Source organism: Arthrobacter agilis (assembly GCF_030816075.1).
GTDB classification, from domain to species: domain Bacteria; phylum Actinomycetota; class Actinomycetes; order Actinomycetales; family Micrococcaceae; genus Arthrobacter_D; species Arthrobacter_D agilis_E.
In genome coordinates this window covers 2,772,166-2,784,238 of sequence record NZ_JAUSXO010000001.1, presented here as the reverse complement: position 1 = coordinate 2,784,238, position 12,073 = coordinate 2,772,166, and the positions used below count along the sequence as shown (strand labels likewise).

General features: G+C 71.2%; 8 protein-coding genes. 2 read left to right on the top strand and 6 right to left on the bottom strand.

Features of this window, described 5'->3' with window-relative positions; genetic code table 11:
• Positions 1 to 10 precede the first annotated feature (10 nt).
• Positions 11 to 412, top strand: a complete 402-nt coding sequence (locus tag QFZ50_RS12910) for a YccF domain-containing protein (RefSeq protein ID WP_307084768.1) — start codon at positions 11 to 13, stop codon at positions 410 to 412.
• Here the strand turns inward: QFZ50_RS12910 and QFZ50_RS12905 are convergent.
• From QFZ50_RS12905 to QFZ50_RS12885, 5 genes are all read right to left on the bottom strand, one after another.
• The gene (locus tag QFZ50_RS12905) at positions 409 to 2,154 is read right to left on the bottom strand and encodes an amidase (protein ID WP_307084766.1); all 1,746 of its coding nucleotides are present in this window, start codon (positions 2,152 to 2,154) and stop codon (positions 409 to 411) included. The genes QFZ50_RS12910 and QFZ50_RS12905 overlap by 4 nt on opposite strands.
• Complete coding sequence (locus QFZ50_RS12900; RefSeq protein WP_307084764.1) at positions 2,154 to 2,366, bottom strand: hypothetical protein; 213 nt, start codon at positions 2,364 to 2,366, stop codon at positions 2,154 to 2,156. The genes QFZ50_RS12905 and QFZ50_RS12900 overlap by 1 nt, the downstream gene beginning before the upstream one ends.
• 56 nt (positions 2,367 to 2,422) lie before the next feature.
• The gene (locus QFZ50_RS12895; RefSeq protein ID WP_307084762.1) at positions 2,423 to 3,976 is read right to left on the bottom strand and encodes an APC family permease; all 1,554 of its coding nucleotides are present in this window, start codon (positions 3,974 to 3,976) and stop codon (positions 2,423 to 2,425) included.
• Positions 3,977 to 4,226: 250 nt separating this feature from the next.
• Positions 4,227 to 5,729, bottom strand: a complete 1,503-nt coding sequence (locus tag QFZ50_RS12890; RefSeq protein WP_307084759.1) for a flotillin family protein — start codon at positions 5,727 to 5,729, stop codon at positions 4,227 to 4,229.
• A gap of 140 nt (positions 5,730 to 5,869) precedes the next feature.
• Complete coding sequence (locus QFZ50_RS12885) at positions 5,870 to 7,852, bottom strand: penicillin-binding transpeptidase domain-containing protein (RefSeq protein WP_307084756.1); 1,983 nt, start codon at positions 7,850 to 7,852, stop codon at positions 5,870 to 5,872.
• Positions 7,853 to 8,014: 162 nt separating this feature from the next.
• Here QFZ50_RS12885 and clpB point away from each other — a divergent pair, with 162 nt between their 5' ends.
• Positions 8,015 to 10,636 (top strand): ATP-dependent chaperone ClpB, encoded by a 2,622-nt coding sequence (gene clpB, locus QFZ50_RS12880; protein ID WP_307084753.1) that lies wholly within the window; start codon positions 8,015 to 8,017, stop codon positions 10,634 to 10,636.
• 66 nt (positions 10,637 to 10,702) lie between these two features.
• Here the strand turns inward: clpB and QFZ50_RS12875 are convergent, their stop codons facing one another.
• Positions 10,703 to 12,019, bottom strand: a complete 1,317-nt coding sequence (locus tag QFZ50_RS12875) for a septum formation family protein (RefSeq protein ID WP_307084751.1) — start codon at positions 12,017 to 12,019, stop codon at positions 10,703 to 10,705.
• Positions 12,020 to 12,073 lie beyond the last annotated feature (54 nt).

The following is a 12,073-nucleotide window of genomic DNA, read 5'->3' as shown; positions in this document are numbered from 1 at the left end:
CAATGGGCGGATGAGCGCAATCCTGAACGTCATCTGGCTCCTGTTCGGCGGCATCTGGCTCGCCCTCGGCTACTTCGCGGCAGGGATCATCTGCTGCCTGCTGATCGTGACCATCCCGTTCGGCGTCGCGTCGTTCCGGATCGGCATGTACGCGCTGTGGCCCTTCGGCCAGACCGTCGTGAACCGGGGTGCCCGCACGAACGGCTTCACCGCGGTGGGCAACGTCATCTGGCTGCTCGTCGCCGGGATCTGGATCGCCATCGGCCACGTGCTGACGGCCATCCCGATGTTCGCCAGCATCATCGGGATCCCGCTGGGGATCGCCAACCTCAAGCTCATCCCGGTATCGCTGGCCCCGCTCGGCAAGGTGATCGTCCCGTCGTCGGGCACCTACCTGCCCACCTACCGCTAGGCGCCGCCGGCTCGGGCACCCGCGTCCAGCCGGGGTGCCCGGGGTGGAGCGACGCGCCGGGAGGCGCCGGTGCGTTCGAAGGCGGCCGCGAGTTCGAGCAGGCGCGTGTCGGCGTAGGCGGGTCCGGCGAACGTCAGGCCGACCGGCATCCGCAGGTCCTCGAGCAGTCCCATCGGGACGGTGACCGTCGGGATGCCCAGATGCCGTGGGACGAGGTTCCCGTTGGAGACCCAGACGCCGTTGCGCCAGGCGGTGTCGGCCGACGCGGGGTCCCGGTCGCTGTCCGCGGGCCCGATGTCCGCAGCCGCCGGGAAGACCACGGCGTCGAGCCCGTGCACGTCCATCCACTCGTCCAGGTCCACCCGCCGTGTCTCCTCGAGCCCCCGCAGCCCCTCCGCCAGGTGGGGGATGTCCGCGAGCCCGCTGATGCTGCGCCCGCGGATGTGCGCCGGGTACCCGGTGATGTCGTCGTCGAAGCCGTGATAGCGGTCCGGGAGGGCTCCTTCCGGTGGCGGGAAGATCGCCGGGCCGTCGACGTCGGCGAGGCTGGAGAGCGTCGGGTCGCCGTTGGCCTGCAGGAAGTCGTGCCAGGCCCACGAGGTCAGGTCGGTGATCTCCGTGCGCAGGAAGTCCTGGCTCACGAGTCCGCGCGTGGAGATGGTCGGTGCTCCCGGGCGGTCGCCCTCGTAGTGGGAGACCACGGGGAAGTCGACGTCCACCACCTCCGCGCCGGCGTCCTCGAGGTCGCGGCGGGCCGCCTCCCAGAGGGTGATGACCGACGCGCGGGTGGCGATGCGCTGTCCGGTCGGTCCGCCGATCCCGGGTGTCTCGGACGTCCCGGCAGCGGGGTCGGCGTTGATGTACATGCGGGGGACGCCCAGGCGGATGCCCGCCAGCACCCCGCGCGCCGCGGTCGCCGTGGCCGGGCGGAGGGCCGTGTAGGAAGCGGGCCGGAGCGCCGATGCAGGGGGGATGGGGAGCCAGGGCTGCATCCGCCAGAAGTCCCCGCGCGTCTCGGTGTCGTCCGCGACGATCACGTCGAGGACCTCGAGGAGGTCCGCCATGGTCCGGGCATGCGGCACCACCACGTCCATGGTGGGGACGAGGGGCCAGTTGCCGCGGACGGAGATGACCCCGCGGGACGGCGTGTACGCGCACAACCCGTTGTTGGAGGCGGGCGCCCGGCCCGAGGACCAGGTCTCCTCCGCGAGTCCGAAGGCGGCGAAGCTCGCGGCGGTCGCGGTCCCCGACCCGTTCGAGGACCCGGAGGCGAAGGCCGCGGTCAGGTAGTCGGCGTTGTAGGGGCTCTCGGCCCGGCCGTAGAGTCCGCGCTGCATGCCCCCGTTGGCCATGGGCGGCATGTTCGTGAGGCCGATCAGGACAGCACCGGCGCCGCGGAGGCGCCCGATGGTGAAGGCGTCCTGCCCGGCGACGAGATCCTCGAAGGCGGGTGACCCGGCCGCGACGGTCAGGCCCTCGACCTTGTAGCTGTCCTTCGCCGTGTAGGGGATGCCGTCGAGCGGGCCCAGGACCCGCCCCTCGGCACGACGGCGGTCCGACGCGCGCGCCTCGTCGAGTGCGTCGGGGTTCAGCACGACGACGGAGTTCAACCGGGGCCCGCCCCGATCGAACGCCTCGATCCGGCGGAGGTAGCCGGTGACGAGCTCCTCGCTGGTCGCCGCACCCGTCTGCAGGGCGTCCCTCAGCTCCGCGATCGTCGTCTCCACCACGTCGAAGGCCATCAGGCGCCGCCGCCCGTGCTGCGCGGGGCGGACGCGCCGATGATCGTGCGGCCGGTGCCGTCCGCGGCCACGGCCTGTTCGAGGACGGTCTCGGGCAGGCGCGGGACCTCATGGTCCCGCGCCGCGGGCAGCCGCTGTGCCGGGGGGATCGCCCGTCCGGGGGCTGCCTCCGTCGCGAGGGTGGACGTGCTGTCGTGGGGTCGGTGATGCACGGGAGTCCTTCCGGGACCGGGGGTGTCTGGACGGAGCGGGCGGGCTGCCGGAGGTGTCAGTCGGGAATTACGAGCGACGACGAGTCGCTGGTCAGGGTCCGGCCGCGGAAGAAGCCGGGGTCCCTCCGACGGACGATGAGCATCACGACGACGCCGGCCACGAGGATGCCGATACCGATGACGAAGACGAGTCCCACCCCGAAGAGCTCCGAACCGCTGCCGAACGCCGGGTCCCAGCTGTCCACTGCGGTCTGGAGGAAGACGACGATCAGTCCGATCCCCCCGAGCAGAGGTGCGCAGAGCCGGTACACGACGTTCCGGACGCTGCTGAACAGTGTCGCCCTGAAGTACCAGACGCAGGCCAGGGCGGTCAGCCCGTAGTAGAAGCAGATCATGAGGCCGAGCGCCTGGATGGTGTCGTTGAGGACGTTCTCGCTGATGATGCGCATCAGGGCGTAGAAGGCCGCCGAGACGACGCCGGAGAACACCGTCGCATAGACGGGCGAGTTGAAGCGCGTGCTGACCCTGGCGAACCGGGACGGCAGTGCCCGGTAGTAGCCCATGGCGAGGAGCGTGCGGGCAGGTGACACGAACGTGGACTGCAGCGAGGCCCCGCAGCTCGAGAGGACGGCGAGTGACAGCAGGATCGCGAACGGACCCATCACGGGCGTTGCGAGGGAGGTGAACACGTTCTCGGAGTTGTCCGGATTGTTCAGCCCGATCCCGGTGTCGCCGACGCCGGCGAACATGACGGTCGCGATGGACCCGAGGAGGTAGATCACGAGGATGGCGACCGCCGCGACGGTCGCGGCCAGGCCCGAGGTCCGGCGGCCGTTGGTGGCCTCCTCGCTGACGGTGAGGCAGACGTCCCAGCCCCAGAACGCGAAGATGGAGAGCGACAGGCCGGCGGCGAAGGCGGAGAAGCTCTCGATGCCGAAGGGGTTGAACCACTCCCAGCTGAAGGCGAGGCCGGAGGCGTTGCCGGCAGCGATGCGGGCGAAGGCCTGGACGGTGTACCAGGTGAGGACGAGCAGCTGGAAGCCGACGAGGACGTACTGCACCGTGCGCGTGGTGCGGATACCCCGGCAGGACACCCACACCGCAGCCGCCATGAAGACCAGGCAGGTGATGATGTTGACGGTCTTGTTCGTGGTCAGGTCCGCGATGGAGGCGTTCCCGGTGAGCTGTCCGATGAACAGGTAGAAGAAGTCCACGGCCACGCCGGCGAGGTTGGACAGGACGATGATGTTCGCCGCGAGCAGGCCCCAGCCGCCCATCCATCCGACGAAGGGGCCGAAGGCCTTCGTGACCCACGTGAAGGTGGTCCCGCTGTCCGGGGAGTCGGCGTTGAGCTCCTTGTAGGCGAGGGCGACGAGGAACATGGGGACGAAGCCGACGATGAAGATGGCGGGTAGGTGGACACCGATCTCCGCGACCGTGAGGCCCAGGGTGCTGGTCAGGACGTAGGCGGGCGCGATCGTCGAGATGCCGATGATGACGATGGCGAGCAGTCCGAGCTGGCCACGGGCGAGGCCCTTCGGTGATGTCCCCGTCTCACCGACGGCGCGGGCACCGGGGAGCGTGGTCTGGCTGGGCGTGGTGTTGGACACGATGGCAGGCCTTCTTCAGCAGGGTGGACGCCTCGTCGTCGAGTCGCCCACCGGGTTGGATCCGGCCGGAACGGATCCCGGCCGCAGGTGGGCGTGACCCGCACCTCAAAATGAATGGCATTCATTTACTCGGACCACTGTAGGGCGTGCCGTCGGCTTTGGGAAGGGCCCGGAAGCACGGGATCGGCCCCGGACGGCAGGAAGGGCCGCCACCGCCGGAGCGGTGACGACCCTTCCCGGTCGCGCGGTACTAGGACCCGGAGCCGGTGGACCCGTTGGCTGCGGCGGACCCGCCGGAACCGTTCATCGAGGACGTGCCGGCGTTCTTCATCAGATCGCCGAGGAGCGCGATGATGTCGAGCCCCGTGGTGTCCTTCACCATCTGGGTGGTCTGGTGGACGCCACTCGACACATTCCTGCTCAGCTGGCTCGCACCGTCGTTGGAGACCACGGTCATGGTGTCGATCGCCGCCATTGGTGCTGCGATCTCACGCGCCATCGCGGGAAGGACCTCGAGGACCTTCGACAGGATGGCGGCCTGGTTGAACTTCTCGTAGGCCTCGGCCTGCGCCGCGATGCCTGCTGCCTCGGCCTTGCCGCGCGCCTCCGTCGATCCGGCCTCGGCGTCACCGCGGGAGGCGATGACGGCTGCGTCGGCGCGGCCCCTGGCCTCGTTGATCGACGCCTCGGCGGTACCGCGTGCGGTGTTCGCGGCGGCGTCCGCCTCTGCTGCTACGCGGTCGCCCTCCGCGACGAGCTTGCGGCGGGCGAGATCCACGCGCGCCTCGATCTCGCTGGCCTCGGAGGCCCGGCGCCGCTCCTCGAGCTTCGCGTCGGCCTGCTGGATGAGGCGGTACTTCTCGGCGTCGGCGGGCTTGCGCACCTCCGTGTCGAGCTCGCGCTCGCGGAGCTCGGCACGCCGCTGGGCGACCTGCTGCTCGCGCATGATGACCTGCTCCTGCTGTTCCGCCTGGGCGAGCGGCCCGGCGGCATCGGCGCGCGCCTGGCGGGCGTCCGCCTCCTCCTTCAGTTCCGCACGGCGGATGATGAGCTGCTGCTGCGCGAGGGCCACCTGCTCGTCGGACAGGGCGCGGGCCTGCTCGGACTCCTGCATGGAGCGGGCCTCGGCGATCTTGGCGTTGCGCTCGGCCAGCGCCGCCTCGGGCCGGCCGAGGTTCTTCAGGTACCCGGAGTCGTCGTCCACGGACTGGATCTGGAACGTGTCGATCTCCAGGCCCTGGTTGTGCATGGAGTGCTCCGCCTCCTCCTTGACGCTCTTCGCGAAGGTGGCGCGGTCCCGGATGATCGACTCGACCGTCAGGGTACCCACGATGGAGCGCAGCGAACCCGAGAGCGTCTCCTGCGTGTAGTGGTCGATGGCGTCCTGCTGGTTCAGGAAGCGCTGGGCCGCCTTGCGGACGGCGTCGGCGTCCCCGCCGACCTTCACCTGGGCGACGCCCGTCAGGTGCAGCTTGATGCCGTTCTTGGAGATGCCCTCGATGCGCAGGGACACCTGGCGTGAGGCGAGGGACAGGGGATAGGCGCGCTGCGCGAAGGGGTTGATGAAGATGCGGCCGAAGACGACGCGCTGGCTGTCGGGGTCCGGCTGCCCCTTGCTGTCCCTCGACGAGATGATGAGTGCCTGGTCCGGGCTGGCGATGTGCAGAGCCATCCGGGCGAGCACGATGACGACGACGATGAGAACGAGCAATACCACCGCGCCGATGATGAGCGGGATGAACGTGAGATCCACTGCGACCCTTTCAACGGTCTTCGAATTGCCTCCGGCGCACCTGGTGGCGCCGGAGGATGATCAAGCTGTCGTGTTCACTGTGCTGATCTGACCCCCATGTCATCGAAGTGGATTCCCGCCGTTCCGGCGGGCGGTGGCTGTTACCCGGCGGCCCCCGTGAGGAACGCCTGCATGAGGGGGCCGCCGGAGGTGGATCCGAGCTCACCCTCCTCGACGAAGACGGCCACGGCGAGGTCGCCCTGCAGGGCCACCACCCAGGCGTGGGTGCGCGGCGGTGTCTCGCTGCCGAACTCCGCGGTGCCCGTCTTGGCCAGGACGGGCGCGCCCGGCACGTCCTTCAGCAGCTGCGCGCCGCCCTGCGCGACGACGGCGGCCATGAGCGTCTTCAGCGTCGAGGACTCGGCCGCGGTGAGGGCGCTGGGCGCGGCCTGCGCGGACGGTGCAGCGGAGGCCGACGGCGAGGCGTCGGTGGTCGGCGCGGCCGTCGCCGCGGCATCCTCGGACCCGGGGTCCAGGTCGGTGGACTCGCCGGCCGCGAGGAGCGTGGGCGTCACGCGCGTCCCCGCGCCGACGGACGCGGCCATGGTCGCGAGTGAGAGGGGGGAGACGAGGACCTCGCCCTGGCCGATCATCGCGGCGGCGTGGGCGGTCCCCTCCGCCTCCGTGGGCACGGAACCGAAGAACGCGGGCGTGCCGATGCTCGCCTCCACCCCGATACCGAGGTCGGTGGCGGCGGCCGCGAGATCAGCCTGGGTGATCGTGTCCCGTGCCGAGATGAACCCCGTGTTGCACGACTGCGCGAAGGTCTCGAGGAGCGGGATGGTGCCGAGGAACTGTGCGGGGTAGGTGCTGGCGTTGTTGAACGTCCGGCCGTCCACCGTCACCTCCTCGGAGCACTCGGTGGGTGACTCCGGCGTGAGGCCCTTTCGGAGGAGCGCGAGGCTCGTGGCCACCTTGAACGTGGAACCGGGCGGGTACTGGCCCAGCAGCGCCGTCTGCAGTCCGTCACTGCCCGGGCCGTTGGCGGCCGCGAGGATCTCGCCCGTGCTGGGCCGGACGGCCACGATCGACGACGCCGAGGGCTCGTCCGCGAGCACCTCCTCGCCGAGGGTCTGCAGGCGGGGATCGAGCGTGGTCGCGAGATCGGTGCCGTCCACGGCCGGCCGGGCGAACAGCTGCTGGGTTGGAGTGCCAGGGGCGTCGACCGGGGCCGCGTTCACCTCCAGGCCGGGAGTCCCGGCGAGCTGGGCGTTGTGCTGCAGCTGCAGGCCCCCGAGGCCGGTGATGTCGCCCGCGGTGACGGCGCCGTCGGACTGCTCCACGAGTTCCTCGGTGGCTTCGCCGACGCTGCCGAGGAGTTCGCGGGCGAAGGTGCGGGTCGGCGCGAGTTCGAGGGTGTCGGCCTGCCGGAGGGCGCCGGGGATGGCGTCGATCTGGGCGTCGGTCACCGTGCGGCCGGCATCGTCGCGCAGCACGAGCCCCACCACGAACGCCTCGGCGCCCGCGTCCGCGACCTGCTGCTCGTACTCGGCGGGGTCGAGCTCGAGCAGCGTGGCGAGGGCCCGCGCGGAAGCGGCCTGCTGGTCGGCGGGGACGCTCGTCTTGTCGATCCCGACCCGGATGACGGGCCGCTGCGTGACGAGGACCTCGCCGCGCGCCCCGGTGATGTCGCCGCGGTCGCCCGGCACGCGGGTCAGCGTCAGCTTCTCCTCCGGCAGGAGGTTCGGGACGAACACGGACGGTTCCCAGGCGACCTGCCACACGTCCTCGACGCGCGTAAGGTCCGCCGTCGTGCTGTAGGTCCAGTCGGAGTCCGTGGCGTCGAGGTCCCAGACGTAGTCGAGGGTCGCCGTCGCGCTGTCCTCGCCCGTCTCCTCCACGTCGTCGACCGTAACCTGCGGCGCGCCGGGCGCGAATCCGTCCGTGATGGTCGCGAGCTCACCGGTCACGGCGGCCGGTTCGACGGACGTGAAGGCGGACTGCCCGACGTCGAGCCGGGCGAGGCCCTCGGCCAGCGTGCGGGCCGCGTCCTCGGCCGTCGGACGGTCGCCGGTGCACGCCGCGAGGCTCACGGCGAGGACAGCGGTGGTCAGCACGGTCATGGCGCCCTGAAATTTCCCCATACGCCTCATTATGTCCGAGACGACCCCCCCGCCCGGCGCTTCGCCTCTCCGGCACGTCTCGCCCGCCGGATGCAGGGGAATATCCGACCCCTCCACAAAGTTGAGTCGAGTACACTCAATGTATTCGCATGACCCCTGGATCAGGACAGAAAGGATCCGCGCGTGGACACCAATTTCACCACCAAGAGCCGTGAGGTGCTGTCGGCTGCCGCCATGAACGCCTCCACGGCGGGCAATGCCCAGATCGAGACCCCGCACTTCCTCAAGGCCCTGCTGGACCAGCGGGAAGGCATCGCCGTCGCGCTCCTCAGGGCTGCGGGCGCCGACCCCGACACCGTGAGTGTCCAGGCGAGCTCCGCCATCAAGGCCCTGCCGTCGTCGTCGGGCTCGTCCGTGGCGCAGCCGCAGTTCTCGCGGGGCGCCCTGCAGGCGGTCAACGCCGCGAAGGAGGAGGCCGAGACCCTGGGGGACCAGTTCGTCTCCACTGAGCACCTCCTGCTCGCCCTCGCCGCCGACGGCGGAGCCGCGGGCGGCATCCTCCGGTCCTCGGGGCTCACGCGCGAGGCCCTGGCCGCGGCGCTGCCCGGCGTGCGCGGGGACCGCCGCGTGACCACCCCCGATCCCGAGAACACCTTCCAGGCCCTCGAGAAGTTCGGCGTGGATCTCACCGAGGTGGCCCGCAGCGGCAAGCTCGATCCGGTGATCGGGCGGGACGCCGAGATCCGCCGCGTGGTCCAGGTGCTCAGCCGCCGCACGAAGAACAACCCCGTCCTGATCGGCGAGCCGGGCGTGGGCAAGACCGCCGTCGTCGAGGGCCTGGCGCAGCGCATGGTCGCCGGGGACGTCCCGGAGTCCCTCCGGGGGAAGAGCCTCATCAGCCTCGACCTCGGCTCCATGATCGCGGGCGCGAAGTACCGCGGGGAGTTCGAGGAGCGGCTGAAGGCCGTGCTTGAGGAGATCCGCTCGTCCAACGGCCAGGTCGTCACATTCATCGACGAGCTCCACACCGTGGTCGGCGCCGGCGCATCCGAGGGTTCGATGGATGCCGGCAACATGCTCAAGCCCATGCTGGCGCGCGGCGAGCTGCGGCTCATCGGCGCGACGACGCTCGACGAGTACCGCGAGAACGTCGAGAAGGACCCGGCGCTCGAGCGCCGGTTCCAGCAGGTCTATGTCGGTGAGCCGTCGGTGACCGACACGGTCGGCATCCTGCGTGGCCTGAAGCAGCGCTACGAGGCCCACCACAAGGTGTCGATCGCGGATTCCGCGCTCGTCGCCGCGGCCACCCTGTCCCACCGGTACATCCCGGGCCGGCAGCTCCCGGACAAGGCGATCGACCTCGTGGACGAGGCCGCCTCGCGCCTGCGCATGGAGATCGACTCCGCACCCGTGGAGATCGATGAGCTGCGCCGGGCCCTCGAGCGGATGCGCATGGAGGAGATGGCACTCTCCCGTGAGAAGGACGAGGCGTCCCTCGAGCGCCTGCAGGCCCTGCGCGCGGAGATGGCGGACCGCCAGGAGGACCTCGACGGGCTGAACGCGCGATGGGAGTCCGAGAAGGCGGGCCTGAACCGCGTGGGCGACCTGAAGGCGTCCCTGGACGATCTGCGCTCGCAGGCCGACCGCGCCCAGCGCGAGGGCGACCTCGAGACGGCGTCCCGCATCCTCTACGGCGAGATCCCGCAGGTGGAGCGGCAGCTGCGCGAGGCGCAGGCCGCGGAGGAGCAGACCGTCGGCGGACCGGAACTGATGGTGGCCGAGGAGGTCACCGCCAACGACATCGCCGAAGTGATCTCCGCCTGGACGGGCATCCCCGCCGGTCGCATGCTGCAGGGCGAGAGCGAGAAGCTGCTGCACATGGAAGAGGTGATCGGTGCACGTCTGATCGGGCAGCAGAAGGCCGTGGCAGCGGTGTCCGACGCCGTCCGCCGTGCTCGGGCCGGCGTCTCCGACCCGAACCGCCCCACCGGTTCCTTCCTGTTCCTCGGCCCCACGGGTGTGGGCAAGACGGAACTCGCGAAGGCGCTCGCGGACTTCCTGTTCGACGACGAGCGCGCGATGGTCCGGATCGACATGTCCGAGTACTCGGAGAAGCACTCGGTGGCGCGTCTCGTCGGTGCGCCTCCCGGCTACGTGGGCTACGAGGAGGGCGGACAGCTCACGGAGGCCGTCCGGCGCCGCCCCTACAGCGTCGTGCTGCTCGACGAGGTGGAGAAGGCGCACCCCGAGGTCTTCGACCTCCTGCTGCAGGTGCTCGACGACGGCCGCCTGACGGACGGGCAGGGGCGCACGGTCGACTTCCGCAACGTCATCCTCGTGCTGACCTCGAACCTCGGCTCGCAGTTCCTCGTGGACCCGTCACTCGACGACGCCACGAAGCGCGCCGCCGTGATGTCCGCCGTGAACGCGAACTTCCGGCCCGAGTTCCTGAACCGGCTCGACGACGTCGTGGTGTTCGACCCGCTGAGCCTCGACGAGCTCTCCCGGATCGTGGATCTGCAGGTCAAGGCGCTGGCGGACCGGCTGCACGACCGGAGGCTCGAGCTCGACGTCAGCGAGGCCGCCAGCGAATGGCTCGCCCTCACCGGCTTCGACCCTGCGTACGGCGCACGCCCGCTCCGCCGGCTCGTGCAGCGCGAGATCGGCGACCGCCTGGCCCGGGGCATCCTCGCGGGCGAGATCGTCGACGGCGACACCGTCGTCGTCGACCGTCCGGAGCCGGACGCGGACGCCCTCGGGGATGCGGCGGACGGGGAGGGCCTGCTCGTGCACGCCGCGCGGTAGTTCCCCCGCACAGGACGAAGGGGAGGAACCCAGCCGGATTCCTCCCCTTCGTCGTGCCGTGCCGGGTCAGGGGCCGAGGAGGCTCCGGCTCAGGGTGCCGTCGTTCTCGACGACGGCGAAGCAGTCCACCCGGCGGTCGCCGTCGGCCCACGTCTCCGTCGTCGGCGTGGCACGGAGCAGGGTGACCTGGAGGTCCTCGGTGACGGCCTCCGGATCGATGCCGGCCGAGGCGCTCTCGCACGCGGCCTCGGCGCGCAGGCCGAGCTGGTCACGGCCGGGGAACTCGGCGTCGTCGGGATAGCTCTCGCTCGCCACGAGCTGCGCGTTGTGGGGTTCGGAGCAGTCCACCCGCGCCGCGTCCTCCGTGATCGCCGTGAAGTCGGCCAGGCATTCGCCGGCCGCGATCGACGACGGGTCGGTGCGCCCCTCGTCGTCTGATCCGCCGAAGAGTGTCACGAGCAGCCAGACGAGCAGCCCGAGGAGCACGACGGCGCCCCCGATCACCAGCAGGAGCGGCGCCTTGCTGCTGCTGGTGCGGGTCCTGTCGCGCAGGGGGAGTCCCTCGGAGGGATCCTCCGTCCCGCCGGACGCCTCGGGAACCCAGCCGGCCCGTGCCGAGGTGGAGCCACGTCCCGCGGAGTCCTCGGAGGCTCCCGTGGTTCCTGCGCTGCCGGTGGCTCCCGTGCCCCCGGAACCGGCTGCTCCTCCCGCTCCGATGAAGGCCGGATCGGTGCCCGGGTACAGGCCCGGGTGCCCATCACCGGGCTCGCCGCCCTGGGGCTGGAAGGCATAGGGACCGCCGGCCGGTTCCCCGGCGTCGCTGCCGGGCGCGGGGCCGTCGCCCGGCCCGGACGCGCTGTGCGGCGCGGGGTCCTCCACCTCGGGGACGGAAGCGCCGGGGCTGCCGGCGTCGGCCCCGGCGACCGTGCCCGGTGCGGCGTCGGGCGCGGGATCGGGTGCGGGGCCTGTTGCGGCGTCGGTATCCCCGGCCGCACCCCCGGCGGGCGCCGTACCCTCCGGTGCGGCATGGACGAGGGGGGCGTCCGCGGGCATGGGCCCGCCGACCAGCGTCCCGGTCTCCTCCGCTTCGGCGGCGACGGCACGGGCCTCGGCCGCCGCCTCGTCCAGCGACGCGGCCGCCGCGGTGTCCGTGCTGATCCGCGCCGGTTCGAGTGCAGGTTCGTCCAGATCGAGGGTCTCGGGGGAGACCGACAGCTCCGGTTCGAGGGCGTCGACGGCGACGTCGCCGTCGTCGAGGACCGAGGAGCCGTCGTCGAGGACCACGTCGTCGGGATCCACCACCGCCGGGCCGTCCGTCCCGTCGCGCCTGTCGGGCACGGGGCCGCGTCCGGACTCCCTCTGTGCCTGCTCCTCGTTGCTCATGGTGGGCCGCTGTCTCCTTGCATTCCTGGTGGCTCGCCGCCGGGGCGCTCCGGC